The following is an 18028-nucleotide window of genomic DNA, read 5'->3' on the forward strand; positions in this document are numbered from 1 at the left end:
TGCCGGGAACCGGGAGTGGGCGGTCAGGCCGCGTGGACCACGTCCTTCTCCTCGGCGAAGTGGCAGGCCGACTCGTGGGCCGCCGGGGTGTCCTCGCCCTTGAAGCGCTCGGGGACCGCGAGGAGCGGGACCTCCTGGGCGCACTTGTCCTGGGCCTTCCAGCAGCGGGTGCGGAAGCGGCAGCCCGAGGGCGGGTTGGCCGGGGACGGGACGTCTCCGGTGAGGATGATGCGTTCGCGGCCCTCGCGGGACTCCGGGTCGGGGACCGGGACCGCGGAGAGCAGGGCCTGCGTGTAGGGGTGGGTCGGGTGGTCGTAGATCTCCGTGTCCGTACCGATCTCGGCCATCTTGCCCAGGTACATCACACCCACCCGGTCCGAGATGTGCCGGACGATCGACAGGTCGTGCGCGATGAAGAGGTAGGACAGGTTGAACTCGTCCTGGAGCTTCTCCATCAGGTTGATGACCTGCGCCTGGACGGACACGTCCAGCGCGGAGACCGGCTCGTCGCAGATGATGATCTCGGGGTTGAGCGCCAGGCCGCGGGCGATGCCGATGCGCTGGCGCTGACCGCCCGAGAACTGGTGCGGGTACCGGTGGATGTACTCCGGGTTGAGACCGACCACGTCCAGCAGGTCCTGGACCTTGCGGCGGCGGTCGCCCTTCGGCGCCACCTCGGGGTGGATCTCGAAGGTCTCCCCGATGATGTCGCCCACCGTCATACGGGGGTTGAGCGAGGTGTACGGGTCCTGGAAGACCATCTGGATGTTGCGGCGGACGGCCTTCAGGGCGCGGCCGGACAGCTTGGTGATGTCCTGGCCCTTGTAGAAGATCTCGCCCGCGGTCGCCGTCTCCAGCATCATCAGCAGCTTGGCGACCGTGGACTTGCCGCAACCGGACTCGCCCACGATGCCGAGCGTCTCGCCCTGGTACAGGTCGAAGGAGACCCCGTCCACGGCCTTGACCGCGCCGATCTGACGCTTCAGCAGGATGCCCTGGGTCAGCGGGAAGTGCTTCACCAGGTTGCGCACCTGGAGGATCGGCTCACCGCGCTCGACCGGTGCCTCGATCGCGGCCACGGCCTCCTCGTCGGTGGCCGCGTCGACCGTCTCGACCTCGGTGACGTTGGGGGTGGCGTCCATGGACTCGTCCGTCTTCTCCAGGTCAGCCATGGATCGTCTCCTTCCAGAAGTGGCACGCGCTGCCGCGGCCGACCAGCTCGCCGCCGTCCCGCTCGGTGACCGGGTGCAGCGGCGGGACCTCCGTACGGCAGATGTCCTGCGCCTTCGGGCAACGCGGGTTGAAGGCGCAACCGGACGGGATGCGGGTCAGGTTGGGCGGCAGGCCCTTGATCGCGTACAGGTCCTGGCCCTTCTGGTCCAGGCGCGGGATCGAGTCGAGCAGACCCTTGGTGTAGGGGTGCGCGGGCCGCTTGTAGAGCTCGTGCACCGGGGCGGTCTCCACGATCCGGCCCGCGTACATCACCGCGATCTTGTCCGCGACGTCGGCGACGACGCCGAGGTCGTGGGTGATCAGGATCAGGCCCATGTTGTACTCGCGCTGGAGCTCCGCGAGCAGGTCCATGACCTGCGCCTGGACCGTCACGTCGAGGGCCGTGGTCGGCTCGTCGGCGATGATCAGGTCCGGCTCCAGGGCGAGCGCCATCGCGATCATGATGCGCTGGCGCATACCGCCGGAGAACTGGTGCGGATAGTCGCCGACGCGCTCCCTCGCGGCCGGGATCTTCACGCGGTCCATCAGCTCGATCGCCTTGGCCTTGGCGTCCTTCTTGCTCAGGCCCTGGTGGACGCGGAACATCTCGCCGAGCTGGTAGCCGACGGACAGCACCGGGTTCAGCGCGGAGAGCGCGTCCTGGAAGATCATCGCGATCTTGCTGCCGCGGATCTTGCGCCGGGCGTCGCCCGACATGGTGAGCATGTCCTCGCCCCGGTACAGGATCTGGCCCTTGGGGATCCGCCCGGGCGGCATGTCGAGGATGCCCATGATCGCCTGGGCGGTCACGGACTTGCCGGAGCCGGACTCACCGAGCACGGCGAGGGTCTCGCCGGAGCTCACGGTGTAGTTGACGCCGTTGACGGCCTTGGCCACGCCGTCGCGGGTGTGGAACTCGACGTGCAGGTCGCGCACTTCGAGCAGGGGAACGTCGCCGCCGGCCGCGCCTCGCGGCTCGGGCACGTTACGGGTCTCTTCGATGGTGGTCACGTACGCCCTCCTCAGCGCAGCTTCGGGTCAAGGGCGTCGCGCACCGCGTCGCCGAGCATGATGAACGCGAAGACCGTGAGGCTGAGCATGCCCGCCGGGAACAGCAGCGTGTGCGGGTTGTCCCGGATCACCTTGCTGCCCTCGGAGATGTCGATGCCCCACGAGATCGTCGGGTCGCTGAGGCCGAGACCGAGGAACGACAGCGTCGCCTCCGCGGAGATGTAACCGCCGAGGGCGATCGTGGCCACGACGATGGTCGGCGCGATGGCGTTCGGCATCACGTGGCGGAACAGGATCCGCGGGGTGCCGGCGCCGAGTGCCCGGGCCGCCGTCACGTAGTCCGCCTGCTTGGCCGTGATGACCGAGCTGCGGGTGACCCGGGCGATCGAGGTCCAGCCCAGCGAGGCCAGGGCCAGGATGACCACGTACACCTTGCGCTCGGTGAAGGCGTTCAGCACGACCATCGTGCCGAGCAGGAACGGCAGGCCGAAGAAGATGTCGACGATCCGGGAGATCACCGAGTCGATCCAGCCGCCGAAGTAGCCCGCCAGCATGCCGAGCAGTCCGCCGAGGAACGTGACGGCGGCGGTCACGCCGACGCCCACGAGGATGGAGGCGCGGGTGCCGTGGATGACGCGGGCGTAGATGGAGCGGCCCTGCTGGTCGTAGCCGAACCAGTCGGGCTGGAAGAAGTGCCCCAGTTCCGGCTTGCCCAGGTAGTGGTGGACGAGGTCGCCGTCGCGCGGGTCGACGCTGGTGAACCAGCCGGGGAAGGCGGCGATCACCAGCAGCAGGAGCAGCAGCACCGAGGAGATCCAGAACATGGGCCGGTGCCGCAGGTCGTACCAGGCGTCGCCCCACAGGGAGCGCGGCTTGTCGCTCTTCTTGCCGCTCTCCTTGGCGGGGACGTCGACGGCCGGCGGTGCCACGGCGTCCACGGCCGCGGAGTCGGTGGTCTGGGCCTTGGTCACGTCAGGCATACCGGATCCTCGGGTCCAGGACCGCGTACAGCAGGTCGATGAGCAGGTTGATCAGGAGGATGACGAGGACGAGCACCGTCACCACACCCGTGACCGTCGAGCCCTCGCTCGTCTGGATCGCCCTGTAGAGGAGGTTGCCGACACCCTGGATGTTGAAGATGCCCTCGGTGATGACCGCGCCGCCGATGAAGCCGCCGACGTCGGTGCCGACGAAGGTGACCACGGGGATCAGCGAGTTGCGCAGCAGGTGGACACCGATGATGCGGCGCCGGGGCAGGCCCTTGGCGAGCGCGGTGCGCATGTAGTCGGCCCGCAGGTTCTCGGCGAAGGTCGTCCGGGTCAGCCGGGCCACGTACGCCATGGACAGCATGGCGAGGACGAAGGCCGGCAGGAACAACTGCGAGAAGTCCGTGGAGTCCTGGACGTTGGGCGGCAGCCAGCCGAGTTCGTCCGCGAAGATGAACCGGGCGATGAAGCCGAGGACGAACACCGGGATGGAGATCACCGTCAGGGTGAAGACCAGCACACCGGTGTCGGCGGCCTTGCCGGCCCTCAGACCGGCCCAGGCGCCGAGGCCCACACCGATGACGATCTCGATGGTGATGGCCAGCAGCGTCAGCCGCAGCGTCACCGGGAAGGCCTCGGACATGAGCTCGGTGACCGGACGGCCGGCGAGGTTCTTGCCGAAGTCTCCCTGGAGGAGATTCCACATGTAGTGGACGTACTGTTCGAGGACGGGCTTGTCGAAGCCGTACTCGCGCTTGATCTGCGCGATCTGTGCGGGATCGGGAGCCTTGTCCCCGTAGATGGCCCGGACCGGGTCGCCCGGCAGGATGTGGACCATCAAGAAGATCAACAGAGTTGTCCCGATGAAGATCGGGATCATCTGGAGCAGTCGCCTGGCGGCGTAGCGCCCCATCTTGCGCCTCCATGCCGTGAGGGGTCGGCGAGGCCTGCGCACTCATCTACCGCAGGTGAGGGGGTGAGGTGGAGGCCTGTGCCTACGGGCCGGTGCCGCCGCTCCCCTTTTTCCGGGAGGGGCGGCACCGGCCTGCGGTCGTCTTCTTACTTCTGCTTGACCTGGATCGAGTCGAAGATCGGGTCACCGTCCTGGCCGTACTTGATCTTGCCCAGGATGTTGGTGGACTGACCGCTGTTGACCTTGTAGAACCAGAGCGGGATCGCCGGCATGTCCTTGGCGAGGAGCTGCTCCGCGTCCTGGTACAGCTTCACGGTCTCGTCGATCGAGCCGGCCTTGTCCGCCTCGGAGCTCAGCTTGTCGAACTCCTTGTTGGAGTAACCGCTGGTGTTACCGGCCGACGTGGTGCCGTACAGGTCGCGCATGAAGTTCGAGTTGACCGGGTAGTCGAGCACCCAGCCACCGCGGTACATGGACTTGACCTCGTGGGCGTCACGGGCGTCGAGGTCGGCCTGGAAGGTCGCCTTCGGGTCGCCGGTGCACTCCACGCCGGTGGACTTGCGGATCGAGTTGCAGACCGCGTCGACCCACGGCTTGTGGTCCTGGTCGGCGTTGTACTGGATCTGGATCTTGTTGCCCGGGACGCCGCCACCCTCCTGGATGAGCTTCTTGGCCTGGGCCGGGTCGAACTTGACGACGTCGCCGAGCGCGCCCTTCTTGTAGCCGAGGACGCCGGGGGCGACGTAGGAGTCGGCCGGGGTACGCGTGCCCTGGAGGACCGTCTTGGTGATCGTCTGGCGGTCGATCGCCATGGACAGACCCTGGATGACCTTGGGGTCGATGTCCTTGAACTGCTTGGTGTAGAACGCCGGGACGATCGACTGGACGGCCGAGTACGGCTGGTCGATCGCGCGGTCGCCGAGGTCCGTCTTGTAGCTGGCCAGCGCGGTGGTCGGGACCTGCTCGATCCAGTCCACGTTGTTGGAGCGCAGGTCCGAGTAGGCGGCGTCGGCGGTCGTGTAGTTCTTGAAGTCGATGCCGCCGTTCTTGGCCGCGTTCGGACCCTTGTAGTCCGCGAACTTGCGGACCTTGATGAGCTTGTTGTGCTCCCAGGAGACGAACTTGTACGGGCCGTTGCCGACCGGCTTCTCGCCGAAGCCCTTCGGGTCCTTGAAGAAGGCCTCGGGCAGCGGCGCCCACACGTCGTAGCCCAGCTTGTACGCGAAGTACGAGACCGGCTGCGTCAGCTTGATGGTGAAGGTGTTGTCGTCGACGACCTTCAGGCCCGACATCTTGTCGGTCTTCGGCTCACCCTTCTCCGGGTGCACGTCCGCGAAGCCCACGATGTCGGAGAACCAGCTGGAGTTGGTCTGGTTGTTCTTGATGTTGGCGGACCAGTTCCAGGAGTCCACGTAGGACTTGGCGGTGACCGGGGTGCCGTCGTGGAACTTCCAGCCCGGCTTGAGCTTCACGGTCCACTCGGACGAGTCGTCGTTCGGCGTGACCGACTCGGCGTTGACGTACTCGAGCTTGCCGGTGCCGGGCTCGTAGTCGACCAGGCCGGCGAAGATCGTGCGCAGGACACGGCTGCCCTGGCTCTCCTTGGCGTTGGCCGGCTGGAGCGGGTTCTGGGGTTCGCTCAGCTGCGCAGTGACGATGCCGTTCGGGTCGGCCTTCCCCTTGTTCATGTCGTCGCCGGCACTGTCGTCGCCGCCGCCGCAGGCGGTGGCGGCCAGGGCGACGACTATCGCCCCCGCGACCCACTTGGCGCTCTTGGCACCGCGCATGGGTTCCTCCTATGAAGTCATTGGTTCACCGCAAAGGGAGCACAGGACAGATCACCGCCACCGCCCGTCGCCGGTGCCGGATTTCGTCAGGTGCCCCCGCGCTCGTGAGTCGGCGCCGCCTCCAGCGCATGACCCGTTCATCCGAGCTCTACGCGCCTAACTATCTGCCATGCGCCAGGAGCGAACCACACTCTCGAGGTCTCGGTTCGATCACAGCTCGCGCCTACTTCTTCCAAAATCCGGACAAAGGGTTTGGTGAAAGATCCCTGCGAAACGGACTTGTTACACATCTATCGGTGGCGCGTGTCCGCATTCCGGACGCGAGAATGAGATATACCGCTTGCGGCTGCCGTGGCTGCCGTGCAGGCTGCCACCGGTGGCTGTCGCGCACTCGTCGCGCGCTCAAGAGGCCTCCACCGCAAGGCCGTTGTACGGGCCTGTGCGCGGGCAGAGCGCGGCACTTCCGCAGCAGGGTAGTGCGAACGGGGCGCTCCGGACGGCCGTCCCCGGCAAATCGAGGGTTTTCCCTAACCCTTCCCTTCGCGTTCCCTCCGCTTTACGACGACACCGGGCACCCCGCGAGGCGGGGTGCCCGGTGTCGTCGAACGGCAGGTGTCAGCCGTGCTTGGCGCGGCTGGCGGCGCGGGCGCGCTCGCGGGCGTCCAGGTTCACCTTGCGGATGCGCACGGCCTCCGGGGTGACCTCGACGCACTCGTCGTCGCGGCAGAACTCCAGGGACTGCTCCAGCGACAGCTTGCGCGGCGGGACGATCGACTCGGTCACATCGGCCGTCGAGGACCGCATGTTGGTGAGCTTCTTCTCCTTGGTGATGTTGACGTCCATGTCGTCGGCGCGGGAGTTCTCGCCGACGATCATGCCCTCGTACACCTCGGTGCCCGGCTCGACGAACAGCACGCCGCGCTCCTGGAGGTTGGTCATCGCGAAGGCGGTGACCGCACCGGCGCGGTCGGCGACCAGGGAGCCGTTGTTACGGGTCTGGAGCGTGCCGAACCAGGGCTCGAAGCCCTCGTGGATGGAGTGGGCGATGCCCGTGCCGCGGGTCTGCGTGAGGAACTCGGTCCGGAAGCCGATGAGGCCGCGGGAGGGCACGACGAACTCCATGCGGACCCAGCCGGAGCCGTGGTTCGACATGTTGTCCATGCGGCCCTTGCGGACGCCCATGAGCTGCGTGACGGCGCCCATGTGCTCCTCGGGGACGTCGATCGTCATGCGCTCGACGGGCTCGTAGACCTTGCCGTCGACGTCCTTGGTGACGACCTGCGGCTTGCCGACGGTCAGCTCGTAGCCCTCGCGGCGCATGGTCTCGACGAGGATGGCCAGGGCCAGCTCGCCACGGCCCTGCACCTCCCAGGCGTCCGGGCGCTCGGTGTCGAGCACGCGGAGGCTGACGTTACCGATCAGCTCGCGGTCGAGGCGGTCCTTGACCTGGCGGGCGGTGACCTTGCGGTCCTTGACCGCCGCCTTGTTGTCGGCGCCCTTGCCGGTGGCGCCGCGGCCGACCAGCGGGGAGGTGTTGGTGCCGATGACCATGGAGATCGCCGGCTCGTCGACGGTGATCAGCGGCAGCGCGACCGGGTTCTCCGGGTCGGCCAGGGTCTCGCCGATCATGATGTCCGGGATACCGGCGACCGCGCAGATGTCACCGGGGCCGGCCTTCTCCGCCGGCTTGCGGGTGAGCGCCTCGGTCATCATCAGCTCGGAGATCCGCACGCTCTGGACGGACCCGTCGCGCTTCATCCACGCGACCGTCTGCCCCTTCTTCAGCTCGCCGTGCTGGACGCGCAGCAGGGCGATACGGCCGAGGAAGTTGTCGGCGTCGAGGTTGGTGACGTGCGCCTGGAGCGGGGCTGCCTCGTCGTAGGTCGGGGCCGGGATGTGCTCCAGGATCGTGGAGAAGAACGGCTCCAGGCTGGTGGAGTCGGAGGGGACCGTCCCGTCCTCCGGCTTGGTGAGGGAGGCGATGCCGTCACGGCCGCAGGCGTAGACGATCGGGAACTCGATCTGGTCCTCGTCCGCGTCCAGGTCCAGGAACAGGTCGTACGTCTCGTTGACGACCTCGTCGATCCGCGAGTCGGGGCGGTCCGTCTTGTTGATGCAGAGAATGACGGGCAGCCGCTGCTGGAGCGCCTTGCGCAGCACGAAGCGGGTCTGCGGCAGCGGGCCCTCGGAGGCGTCCACGAGCAGGACGACGCCGTCGACCATCGACAGACCGCGCTCGACCTCGCCGCCGAAGTCGGCGTGGCCGGGGGTGTCGATGATGTTGATGGTGATCGGGTCCCCGCCGTCCTTCGGGTGGTACTTCACCGCGGTGTTCTTGGCGAGGATCGTGATGCCCTTCTCACGCTCCAGGTCGTTCGAGTCCATCATGCGGTCGTCGACGGAGTCGAGCTGGTGCGCGGCGAAGCTGCCGGCCTGCTTCAGCATGCCGTCGACGATGGTGGTCTTGCCGTGGTCGACGTGGGCGACGATGGCGACGTTGCGGATGTCGTGGCGCGTGGCCATATTGAGGCGTACTCCCGGAGTGGTGAGGAATGCCCTGCGCGTACGTCGGTGGTGCGCGGGCCCTGCCGGGCTCAACATGCCACGGCCTCACCCCATGGTACGGGTCCGCTACCGCTGGGGTGAGCCGGGATACGTCGGTGCAGGTCAGGGTCTTGCTGTGTGGTGCTCGGCGTCGGTGCCGGGGCCTGCTGGGGGCTGCCACCCCCAGAGCCCCGCTTCGGCCCTGAACGGGCCTCGTCCTCAAGCGCCGGACGGGCTGGGAGTGCCAGACCTGGCCTGTCCGCAAGCGTGCTGGGCGGCCTCCCGTGCCAGAGCCGAGTCCGGGCGCTCGTCGCAGTCGGCCACGCCGGCGAGATCGACCGTCCAGTTCCGGGCCCGGCCGGAGACGGTCCTGCCGTCCGGGCAGGTGTAGCGGAAGTCCGCCGACACCTCCCGCACACCGGCGTACCGGTAGAACTCGCCCGCCGCGCGGGGCGAGATGCGGTCGTCGTCGAGTCTCGGGGCCGGTTGCCGGACGTCGGTGAAGGCCCAGGTGTCCCCGCCCGCCTCCGCCAATGCGGGGGCGTCGGAGTCGATCTCGCCGGTCTTCCTGCCGAGCGAGAAGAGGATCTCCGCGGCGGACGGGGCCGGTCCGTTTTCGGCGCGTACCGAGGGGCTCGGGGTGTACACCCGCCGCATCGGGTTGCGCCGTGCGCCCCCGCCCGCCCCGAGCCGCTCCGGGTCGGAGATCCCGGTCAGCCGGTCGCGCGTGGTGACGTGGGACCAGCCGAAGGTGCCGTTGGCGCAGGCCGCTGCGGTGGGCCTGCCGGCCTTGTGGTCCTGGGCGGCCCCGCCGTCACCCGTGCACGCCGTCAGCCCTGTCATCAGCACGCCGATGACCAGCCCGGCCGCGTGGGCCCGCCGTACCGTGCCGCGCATTCGCCGGCTCCTCTTCCCCCGTGCACGAACGCCCGGCGCCCGCACCATGATCACTGCTGGGTTCATGGTGCGGGCGCCGGGCGGGAACGGCAAAGGAGCTACGGAGCGGATGACCCCTTCGCCGACGGGCCGGACGCCGGCTTCGCGCCCTTCTTCAGGAAGCCCATGTCCTCGTAGGCCGGGGTGCCGAAGCCGAAGGCGCCGGTGTTCACGAGGTTCTTGCGGGCCGCGATGAGCTGGGGGCGCTGGAAGAGGGGGATGGAGCCGGCCGCCGCCCAGATGCGGGAGTCGGCCTTGCGGATCAGGGAGCGGGACTCGCCCTCGTCGAGGGTGGACACGGCCTCGTCGAAGAGCTGGTCGACCTGGTCGGTGCCGACGCGGGTGTAGTTCTGCTCGACGTTCAGGGAACCGTCGGCGGCCGGGACCGGCTTGGCGTAGACGGGGCGGGCGTCGGTGGCGGGGAAGGCGGTGGCCGGCCAGGAGTAGAGGGCGAGGTCGTACTGGCCGGAGGCGATGTGGTCCTTGAAGTAGGAGTCGTCGGACACCTTGGAGATGTCCGTGCCGATGCCGACGCGCTCCAGCATGCGCGAGATGCGGTCGGCGACGGTGCGCAGCGTCTGGGAGCCGGGCCCGGAGGGGAGCACGAAGCGGAGAGTGAGGGGCTTGCCGTTCTTGGCGAGCGGGGCGGCCTCGCGGTTCGCGGGGGCGGCGGTGCCCTCGGGGGCGTACGCGCCGGGGGCGCCGCCCTGGTTCGGGTGCTTGTACTGCTTGCCGTCCTGGGCGAGGTGGTCGGCCGGGTCCTGCTTGCCGTACGCCTTGTTGTCCTCGCCGACGATGTACGTGTCGTCGTCCGACTCGTCCTCGGAGGAGCCGGAGGCCTTCTCGCCCTCGGCGCCGGCCGCCTTCTCCTCCTTCTTCTTCTGCTCCTTGACGGGGCCGCCGCTCACCCACCCGGCGTCCGCGAGCAGGGCCAGGGCCTCCTTGGTGTCCTGGCCGCCGAGGGCGCCGCTGTTGTCGGCGTAGTGGGCCTGGCCGGACAGGGCCAGGTGGCTGCCGACCGGGACGGCGGGCAGGCCCAGGGGCTTCAGGACCGCCTCGGCGAGTTCCTTGCGGTCGAGGGCACGGGCGACGGCCCTGCGGACGCGCTCGTCGGCGAGCGGGCCCTCGGCGCCGTTCAGGGCGAGCTGGGTGAAGGCCGGCTCCAGGGATTTGCGCACCTCGAAGCCGCGCAGGGCCTGCTGCTGCCGGGCGTACTTGGCGGACGCCTTGCGCAGCTTCTTGCGGGCGACGGTCTCCTCGTCGGCGGCGTCCTCGTCGGTGCCGTTGGCGACGGCCCAGGAGTGCAGGGCGTCCGCGGCGGACCGGTCGGCGCCGGGGCCCATCAGCGGGCTGCTGGAACTCTGCGGGCGGGCGGCGAGCGTGATGCGGCGGGCGGCGGTGGGGTCGATCTCGGCCACGTCGAGGGTGCCGGCGGCCAGCTCGGCGGCCCGCTTGTCGCGCGGCACGGTGCGCAGCACGATCTCGGAGAGCTTGGCGGGCTCGTCCCACCAGCGCGGATTGCGGGCGAGGGTGATCTCGTCTTCCCCGCGGTCGACCTTCTTCACCGTGAAGGGGCCGGCGGTGACCTTGAGCTTCTTGCGCGCCCCGTCGTTGAAGGAGTCCGGGGTGCCCATGACGTCCTTCGGGTACAGCGGCGAGAACAGGGAGCGCCAGTCGGCGTAGGGGCGGCTGAAGGTGACCCTGACCTCCAGGGCGTTGTCTCCGCGCTCGATCTTCTGGATGCGGTCGTAGCCCGCGTTGCGGGCGGTCCAGTAGGCGGTGTCCTTGCCGGACAGGGCGCGCCACTGGGCGGCGAAGTCGGCGGCGCCGATCTCCCGGCCGTCGCTCCAGACGGCCTGCTGGTTCAGCTTGTACAGGACGACCTGTTTGGGCTCGGTCTCGACGACCTTCGCGGACTCCAGGTAGGCGGGGTTGCGCTCGGGACGGCCACTGGCGTTCATCCGGAACATCGACGGCAGGACCGCCTGGGCGACGCGGGCGGTGGTGGCGTCGGCGTCCGACTGGAAGGTGTTCAGGGTGTCGGGCACGGAGTCCACGGCCCAGCGCAGGGTGCCGCCGTCGGCGATCCGGTCGCGGCCCGCGGGCTGGATGTCCGGTGCGGCGAGCGGCTTGCCCGCCGGGTCCTCGGAGCCGCATCCGGTGAGCGCGGGCACCGCGAGCACACCCGCGGTGAGGAAGGCGACCGAACGCGTGATCGCACGCGGGCCGACGCCGTGCTGGGGGGACATCTGTGCTACCTCCGGGAAGCCGCGGGCGTTATGATCACTTTTGGCGGTATTTGGAGTTCATCTGATGTATGCGGCCACTGAAGAGGAAAGGGTTCGGCAACACAGGGCGACACGGCGGTCACGGACGGGAAGCCACCCGTGCGGCCCAACGCACCGCACGGTGCACCCACACGCCTCGGCCAATCGATGCACATCCCTTCACAGCACAAGGTGTGACGCGCAACACTCGCAGGCGCATGAACGTTGCCGCCTTGGGCCTCGAAGGACCCGCGGAAGTGAGGGCAAGTCATGTCCGTTCACGACGAACTGACGTCAGTCCAACGCAGTCTCGACGAGCTGTTCCGGTCGTTGGGACGCCTGGAGAAGCAGCTCGGCACCGGCGGCCTGGAGATGCGCCGCGTCCGTGCCGACGCCAACCACCTGCGCGAGAGCGTCGCCCTGCTGCGCGACGTCGCCGCCACACCGGCCGCACCGAAGCGCCCGGACCTCGTCACCATCTCGGACGCGCCGTACGACCCCTCGCTGTGGGTCGACTCGGACGACGAGGGGCTCGGCGCCCGGGACCGGCGCGCTCCCTGACCCGGAGGGCGTCGAGCGACCGGCACCTCCCCCGAACCGACCGGAGTCGTCACGTGGCCACTGGTACGGAACCTCCCGCCACAGAACCCCATCCCCGAAGCGGCGGCGTACGGGCGGGTACGCGCGCCGCGATCGACGCCCCGCACCTGCGCACCGACCGCTGGTGGCTGGCCCCGGCCGGCACGGTCGCCGGCCTGCTGGCCTTCGTCGTCTACTCGACGTGGCGGGCCTTCGCCGACGCCGACTACTACGCGGCGCCGTACGTCTCGCCCTTCTACTCGCCGTGCCTGGCGGAGCGCTGCGAGCCGATGAGGGCCGGACCGAACTGGGAGATCTTCGGCAGCTGGTGGGGCATCTCGCCCGCGATCATCATCCTGATCTTCCCGCTCGGCTTCCGTCTGACCTGCTACTACTACCGCAAGGCCTACTACCGCGGCTTCTGGGCCTCCCCGCCGGCCTGCGCGGTGGCCGAGCCGCACAAGAAGTACACGGGTGAGACCCGCTTCCCGCTGGTGCTCCAGAACATCCACCGGTACTTCTTCTACGCCGCGCTCCTGGTCGCCGGGATCCTCACCTACGACACCGTGCTCGCCTTCCGCGACGAGCACTACGAGTGGGGCCACATGGGCCTCGGCACGCTCGTGTTCCTGGTCAACATCGTGCTGATCTGGGCGTACACGATCTCCTGCCACTCGTGCCGGCACATCGTCGGCGGCAAGCTCAAGCACTTCTCCAAGCATCCCGTGCGCTACCGGATGTGGCAGTGGGCGGGCCGGCTCAACGCCCGGCACATGCAACTCGCCTGGGCGTCGCTGGTGACCGTGGCGCTCGCCGACTTCTACGTCTACCTGGTCGCGTCCGGGGCCTTCGACGATCCGCGGTTCTTCTGATGAGGGGTGCGTTCTGATGTCCGTGGTCGACCGTCAGGAGTGGGACGTCGTCGTGGTGGGAGCGGGCGGCGCGGGCCTGCGCGCCGCCATCGAGGCCCGCGAGCGGGGCGCCCGTACGGCAGTGATCTGCAAGTCGCTGTTCGGCAAGGCGCACACGGTGATGGCCGAGGGCGGCATCGCGGCGGCGATGGCCAACGCCAATGAGAACGACAACTGGCGGGTCCACTTCCGCGACACCATGCGCGGCGGCAAGTTCCTCAACCAGTGGCGGATGGCCGAACTGCACGCGCAGGAGGCGCCGCAGCGGGTGTGGGAGCTGGAGACCTGGGGGGCGCTGTTCGACCGGACCAAGGACGGCCGGATCTCCCAGCGCAACTTCGGCGGCCACGAGTACCCGCGCCTCGCGCACGTCGGCGATCGCACGGGCCTGGAGCTGATCCGCACCCTGCAGCAGAAGATCGTCGCGCTCCAGCAGGAGGACTTCAAGGAGACCGGCGACTACGAGTCCCGGCTGAAGGTCTTCCAGGAGTGCACGGTCACGCGGGTGCTGAAAGAGGACGATCGTGTCTCGGGCGTCTTCGCCTACGAGCGCGAGTCGGGCCGTTTCTTCGTCCTGGAGGCGCCCTCCGTGGTGATCGCCACGGGCGGCATCGGCAAGTCCTTCAAGGTGACGTCGAACTCGTGGGAGTACACCGGCGACGGCCACGCGCTGGCCCTCCTGGCGGGTGCTCCCCTGCTGAACATGGAGTTCGTGCAGTTCCACCCGACGGGCATGGTCTGGCCGCCGTCGGTGAAGGGCATCCTCGTCACCGAGTCGGTGCGCGGTGACGGCGGCGTGCTGCGCAACTCCGACGGCAAGCGGTTCATGTTCGACTACATCCCCGACGTCTTCAAGGACAAGTACGCCGAGACCGAGGCCGAGGCCGACCGCTGGTACGACGACCCGGACCACAACCGGCGTCCCCCCGAGCTGCTCCCCCGCGACGAGGTCGCGCGGGCGATCAACGCCGAGGTGAAGGAGGGGCGCGGCTCGCCGCACGGGGGCGTGTTCCTCGACGTGTCGACCCGGATGCCCGCCGAGGTCATCAAACGGCGGCTGCCGTCGATGTACCACCAGTTCAAGGAGCTGGCCGACGTCGACATCACGGCCGAGGCGATGGAGGTCGGGCCCACCTGTCACTACGTGATGGGCGGGGTCGCGGTCGAGTCCGACACGGCGGCGGCCCGCGGGGTGCCGGGCCTGTTCGCGGCGGGTGAGGTGGCCGGCGGTATGCACGGCTCCAACCGGCTCGGCGGCAACTCGCTGTCCGACCTGCTGGTGTTCGGGCGCCGGGCGGGCTGGCACGCGGCCGAGTACGCGGCGGAGCTGGCCGGGGCGCGGCCCGTCGTGGACGACGACCAGATCGACTCCGCCGCCGCCGAGGCCCTGCGGCCGTTCTCCGCCGAGGCGGAGACCGAGGAGCCGAAGGGCGGTCCGCCGGAGAACCCGTACACCCTGCACCAGGAACTCCAGCAGACGATGAACGACCTGGTCGGCATCATCCGCCGTGAGCCGGAGATGAAGCAGGCCCTGGAGAAGCTGGCCGAGCTGCGGGCCCGGGCGCGCCGGGCCGGGGTGGAGGGGCACCGGCAGTTCAACCCGGGCTGGCACCTCGCCCTGGACCTCAGGAACATGCTGCTGGTCAGCGAGTGCGTGGCCCGGGCCGCGCTGGAGCGCACCGAGTCGCGCGGCGGGCACACCCGCGAGGACCATCCGGGGATGGACCGCAAGTGGCGCCGGATCAACCTGCTGTGCGCGCTCACCGACCCGACGGGCGGGCTGGCGGCGACGGACCCGGTCCGCGGCCAGATCACCCTCACCCGCGAGACCACCGAACCCGTCCGTGCCGACCTGCTCGCCCTGTTCGACAAGGAGGAGCTGGTCAAGTACCTCGCCGAAGAGGAGCTCTACGAATGAGCGGCTATACGGCCCACTTCAAGGTGTGGCGCGGGGACGTGGGCGGCGGCGGCCTGGAGGACTTCAAGGTCGAGGTGAACGACGGTGAGGTGGTGCTCGACATCATCCACCGCCTCCAGGCCACCCAGGCGCCCGATCTCGCCGTGCGCTGGAACTGCAAGGCGGGCAAGTGCGGTTCCTGCTCGGCGGAGATCAACGGCCGGCCCCGGCTGATGTGCATGACGCGCATGTCGGTCTTCGACCGCGAGGAGACCATCACGGTCACGCCCCTGCGCGCGTTCCCGGTGATCCGCGACCTGGTCACGGACGTCGGCTTCAACTACGCCAAGGCCAGGGAGGTCCCGGCCTTCGTGCCGCCACCGGACCTCGGTCCCGGCGAGTACCGGATGATGCAGGAGGACGTGGACCGCTCGCAGGAGTTCCGCAAGTGCATCGAGTGCTTCCTGTGCCAGGACACCTGCCATGTGGTCCGTGATCACGAGGAGAACAAACAGGCGTTCGCGGGGCCGCGTTTCCTGATGCGGGTGGCGGAGCTGGACATGCACCCGCTGGACGCGGCTGCGGAATCCGGCCTGGACCGAAAGACCACCGCCCAGGACGAACACGGCCTGGGCTACTGCAACATCACCAAGTGCTGCACGGAGGTCTGCCCGGAGGGCATCAAGATCACGGACAACGCGCTGATCCCCCTGAAGGAACGGGCGATCGACCGCAAGTACGACCCGCTGGTGTGGCTGGGCTCGAAGATCAGGCGGCGCTCCTCAGCAGGCTGAGCGCCTGCTGGAGGTTGTGCTCGGCGATCTCCCGCATCCGCTCCGGGTGCGGGAAGTCGCCCTCGATGAGGGTCAGCGGCCCCGAGACCAGGCTGAGGTGCATCGACAGGCGGTAGAGCCGCAGGCGCGCCTCGTCCAGGCCCGGGGCGCGCAGGGCGTCGTAGTGGGGGCCGAAGCGGAGCCTGAGGAAGACGTGCTCGTGCTCCACGTCGAAGTACATCAGGCCCTCGATATCGATGAGGGCCGGCTGCCCGTCGGACGTGAGCAGGACGTGGTCCGGGCCGAGTTCGCCGTGGATGAGGGTCTGGCGGTCGCGCGGGCGGACCTCGGCGGCCAGGGCGTGGATCATGTCCTCCAGTTCCCGGCGTACGGCGGCGGCACGGGGCTCGCGCCGGGCCGCTTCCGCGAGGCAGCGCAGGGCGCCGTCGGTGACGCGCTGTTCGCAGGAGACGCCGTGGGAGGAGCCGCCGCCGTCGACGACGGCGACCTTCCCGAAGCGGGGGCCGGTGTGGGCGTGCAGGGTGGCGAGCAGCTCCGCCAGCCGCTCCAGGGCCTCCGGCGCCGCCTGCGGGTCCCGGTCGAGGGCGTCCTCCAGACTGCCGCCGGTCATGTCCTCGACGACGGCCGCGTCGGCCGGGAGGTGCGTGTGCGTGCCGTCCGCGTACCGGAGGCGGGGGGTGCGGACGCCGGCGGCGGCCAGGCGGTCGTGGGCCGCCGTGAACAGGCCGAGGCCGGTGCCGTGGGAGAAGACGTCCCGGGGGTCGGGGTCCGGCTGGTCCCAGTAGTCCTCGTCGGCCGACCAGATGTAGGCGATGGCCGTGGAGTCGTCGTCGAGGGTCAGTCGGTAGACGCCCTTCTTGGTACCGCCGCGCAGGCGTTCCACACCGGACAGGCTGCGGGCCGGGCCGAGCGCGGCGCGGGTCAGGGGGGCGAGGTCGGTGCGGGTGAGTGTCCGCCGGGTCCTGGTCACCGCACCCAGTCTTCCTCGTACGCACGCCAGTCCGCGTCGGTTGCCGCGAAGTCGATGTACAGCGCGACGCCGAAGCGGGCCCGGTCGGCGTCCGTGCGGGACAGGCCCAGGCGGACGCCCCGGACGGCGGCGGGCACCGTCTCGGCGTGACCCCAGTGGTCGAAGTTGCTCTCCCAGTAGAAGGGCAGGCCCATCAGCAGGTCGGTCGAGGGCGGGGTGACCTCCAGGGCGAGGGAGGTCTGCTGGGCCACGTAGCCGCCGTAGGTGCCCTCCAGCGGCTGCGCGGTGTCGTACGACATGACGGCGATCTGGTCGACGCGGCGGGCGACCTGGCCGAAGAACTCCTGCGACCACCACTTGGGCTGGTCGGTGAAGACACCGAACACGGTGTGCAGAGCCGGCAGCGGGTCGATCTGGTGGGCGGCGACGGAGAGTTGCGCGTCCCGGGATCGGGTCTCGCGGCGCAGGGAATCGAGCAGGCTGAGGTAGGCGCTGTTGCCGGACGGCATGGGCTCCAGGTCGAGGTGGATGCCCTCGTAGCCGGTGTCCAGTATCTGGCGGGCGGAGCGGAGCACGGCGGCACGTGTCTTCGGGTCCTCCACGCGCATGCCCTCGGAGCTCTCGGTCGCCAGGACGTCGCCGAGGAAGGCCTGGACGCGGATGCCGGGGAGCTTCTCGTGGACGGCGTCTATGAACCAACGCGCCCTCGGATACACCGACTCCGGGAGCGTGCCGTCGTGTTCCAGCGGCCCGGAGTGGACGTACAGGTCACGGATACCGGTGCCTTGCAGGCGGCGGGCCAGGGCGGTGACGTCGGCGTCCTTCTTACGGCCGTCGACCCAGGCGTGACCGAGCCAGAGCGCGTCGCGGTTGCGGGTCCGGGTGCCCTGTGCGGGGTCGCCGGTGTAGTTGATGTAGAGGGCGGTTTCGACGGTGAGGAGGGGGAGGAGGGCGATGAGCAGGGTTAAGGCTGCGCGTTTGAGCCAGCGGCGGCGGCGTGGGCGAGCGGCACCGGGTTCTGGGTCGGTCTGAGGCTCGAGTTGGGGTTGGTGTTGGGGTTGAGGTTGGGGCTCGGCAGGGTCGTTCCCGTTCCGGGCTGCGCTCTCCGTGCGGTCCATGCCGTCTCCCCTCGAACCGGTGGTGCAGCTCCACCCTGGTGGTGACAGAGGTGACGAGCGGAACGGACGTTCGGTTGCGTGTGAGGGTTCGGTATTAGGTCAC

The 18028-nt window shown here is 69.3% G+C and carries 14 protein-coding genes; 4 read left to right on the top strand and 10 right to left on the bottom strand.

The genetic code is table 11. The annotated features are described in order from the left end of the window. Positions 1-23 precede the first annotated feature (23 nt). The 8 genes from SCNRRL3882_RS14025 to SCNRRL3882_RS14060 all read right to left on the bottom strand — a co-directional run bounded on the left by SCNRRL3882_RS14025 (position 24) and on the right by SCNRRL3882_RS14060 (position 11638). Positions 24-1172, bottom strand: coding sequence for an ABC transporter ATP-binding protein (locus SCNRRL3882_RS14025; RefSeq protein ID WP_010047833.1), 1149 nt, complete (start codon positions 1170-1172; stop codon positions 24-26). Continuing rightward, positions 1165-2223, bottom strand: a complete 1059-nt coding sequence (locus tag SCNRRL3882_RS14030) for an ABC transporter ATP-binding protein (protein ID WP_010047835.1) — start codon at positions 2221-2223, stop codon at positions 1165-1167. The genes SCNRRL3882_RS14025 and SCNRRL3882_RS14030 overlap by 8 nt, the downstream gene beginning before the upstream one ends. Positions 2224-2234: 11 nt before the next feature. Then, positions 2235-3203, bottom strand: a complete 969-nt coding sequence (locus tag SCNRRL3882_RS14035; protein WP_010047839.1) for an ABC transporter permease — start codon at positions 3201-3203, stop codon at positions 2235-2237. Next, positions 3196-4122 carry an ABC transporter permease gene (locus SCNRRL3882_RS14040; protein WP_010047843.1) on the bottom strand — a complete coding sequence of 309 codons (927 nt, stop codon included), beginning with the start codon at positions 4120-4122 and terminating at the stop codon, positions 3196-3198. Before SCNRRL3882_RS14040 ends, SCNRRL3882_RS14035 begins: the two co-directional genes overlap by 8 nt. Positions 4123-4268: 146 nt before the next feature. Beyond that, positions 4269-5909: a peptide ABC transporter substrate-binding protein gene (locus SCNRRL3882_RS14045; RefSeq protein WP_010047844.1), complete on the bottom strand. Its 1641-nt coding sequence runs from the start codon at positions 5907-5909 to the stop codon at positions 4269-4271. Between the two features lie 615 nt (positions 5910-6524). Then, positions 6525-8432 carry a translational GTPase TypA gene (gene typA / locus SCNRRL3882_RS14050; protein ID WP_010047846.1) on the bottom strand — a complete coding sequence of 636 codons (1908 nt, stop codon included), beginning with the start codon at positions 8430-8432 and terminating at the stop codon, positions 6525-6527. Positions 8433-8672: 240 nt separating this feature from the next. Then, positions 8673-9350, bottom strand: coding sequence for a hypothetical protein (locus tag SCNRRL3882_RS14055; protein WP_010047848.1), 678 nt, complete (start codon positions 9348-9350; stop codon positions 8673-8675). Positions 9351-9448: 98 nt separating this feature from the next. Next, positions 9449-11638 carry an ABC transporter family substrate-binding protein gene (locus SCNRRL3882_RS14060; protein WP_010047849.1) on the bottom strand — a complete coding sequence of 730 codons (2190 nt, stop codon included), beginning with the start codon at positions 11636-11638 and terminating at the stop codon, positions 9449-9451. 288 nt (positions 11639-11926) lie between these two features. Between SCNRRL3882_RS14060 and SCNRRL3882_RS14065 the strand changes: the two genes are divergently transcribed. The 4 genes from SCNRRL3882_RS14065 to SCNRRL3882_RS14080 are packed head-to-tail and all read left to right on the top strand — an operon-like array spanning position 11927 to position 15837. Further along, entirely contained in the window at positions 11927-12217 is a 291-nt protein-coding gene (locus tag SCNRRL3882_RS14065; RefSeq protein WP_010047850.1) for a hypothetical protein, read from the top strand. A 53-nt stretch (positions 12218-12270) separates the two neighbouring features. Then, entirely contained in the window at positions 12271-13107 is an 837-nt protein-coding gene (locus SCNRRL3882_RS14070) for a hypothetical protein (protein ID WP_010047852.1), read from the top strand. Positions 13108-13123: 16 nt separating this feature from the next. Then, complete coding sequence (locus tag SCNRRL3882_RS14075; protein WP_010047854.1) at positions 13124-15064, top strand: fumarate reductase/succinate dehydrogenase flavoprotein subunit; 1941 nt, start codon at positions 13124-13126, stop codon at positions 15062-15064. Further along, positions 15061-15837 carry a succinate dehydrogenase/fumarate reductase iron-sulfur subunit gene (locus tag SCNRRL3882_RS14080; RefSeq protein WP_010047856.1) on the top strand — a complete coding sequence of 259 codons (777 nt, stop codon included), beginning with the start codon at positions 15061-15063 and terminating at the stop codon, positions 15835-15837. Before SCNRRL3882_RS14075 ends, SCNRRL3882_RS14080 begins: the two co-directional genes overlap by 4 nt. Here SCNRRL3882_RS14080 and SCNRRL3882_RS14085 read toward each other — a convergent pair. Both SCNRRL3882_RS14085 and SCNRRL3882_RS14090 read right to left on the bottom strand, forming a co-directional pair. Beyond that, positions 15812-16807 carry a phosphotransferase family protein gene (locus SCNRRL3882_RS14085; protein ID WP_010047861.1) on the bottom strand — a complete coding sequence of 332 codons (996 nt, stop codon included), beginning with the start codon at positions 16805-16807 and terminating at the stop codon, positions 15812-15814. The genes SCNRRL3882_RS14080 and SCNRRL3882_RS14085 overlap by 26 nt on opposite strands. Next, positions 16804-17925 (bottom strand): glycoside hydrolase family 18 protein, encoded by a 1122-nt coding sequence (locus SCNRRL3882_RS14090; protein WP_010047863.1) that lies wholly within the window; start codon positions 17923-17925, stop codon positions 16804-16806. The genes SCNRRL3882_RS14085 and SCNRRL3882_RS14090 overlap by 4 nt, the downstream gene beginning before the upstream one ends. Between the last annotated feature and the right edge of the window lie 103 nt (positions 17926-18028).

Source organism: Streptomyces chartreusis NRRL 3882 (genome assembly GCF_900236475.1).
In the GTDB taxonomy this organism is placed as follows: Bacteria; Actinomycetota; Actinomycetes; order Streptomycetales; family Streptomycetaceae; genus Streptomyces; species Streptomyces chartreusis_D.

Excerpts from the sequence above, each read along its gene's own strand:
- SCNRRL3882_RS14025 (WP_010047833.1), bottom strand. The coding sequence starts at position 1,172 with ATGGCTGACCTGGAGAAGACGGACGAGTCCATGGACGCCACCCCCAAC.
- SCNRRL3882_RS14035 (WP_010047839.1), bottom strand. The coding sequence starts at position 3,203 with ATGCCTGACGTGACCAAGGCCCAGACCACCGACTCCGCGGCCGTGGAC.
- SCNRRL3882_RS14040 (WP_010047843.1), bottom strand. The coding sequence starts at position 4,122 with ATGGGGCGCTACGCCGCCAGGCGACTGCTCCAGATGATCCCGATCTTC.
- SCNRRL3882_RS14045 (WP_010047844.1), bottom strand. The coding sequence starts at position 5,909 with ATGCGCGGTGCCAAGAGCGCCAAGTGGGTCGCGGGGGCGATAGTCGTC.
- typA (WP_010047846.1), bottom strand. The coding sequence starts at position 8,432 with ATGGCCACGCGCCACGACATCCGCAACGTCGCCATCGTCGCCCACGTC.
- SCNRRL3882_RS14055 (WP_010047848.1), bottom strand. The coding sequence starts at position 9,350 with ATGCGCGGCACGGTACGGCGGGCCCACGCGGCCGGGCTGGTCATCGGC.
- SCNRRL3882_RS14060 (WP_010047849.1), bottom strand. The coding sequence starts at position 11,638 with ATGTCCCCCCAGCACGGCGTCGGCCCGCGTGCGATCACGCGTTCGGTC.
- SCNRRL3882_RS14065 (WP_010047850.1), top strand. The coding sequence starts at position 11,927 with ATGTCCGTTCACGACGAACTGACGTCAGTCCAACGCAGTCTCGACGAG.
- SCNRRL3882_RS14075 (WP_010047854.1), top strand. The coding sequence starts at position 13,124 with ATGTCCGTGGTCGACCGTCAGGAGTGGGACGTCGTCGTGGTGGGAGCG.
- SCNRRL3882_RS14080 (WP_010047856.1), top strand. The coding sequence starts at position 15,061 with ATGAGCGGCTATACGGCCCACTTCAAGGTGTGGCGCGGGGACGTGGGC.
- SCNRRL3882_RS14090 (WP_010047863.1), bottom strand. The coding sequence starts at position 17,925 with ATGGACCGCACGGAGAGCGCAGCCCGGAACGGGAACGACCCTGCCGAG.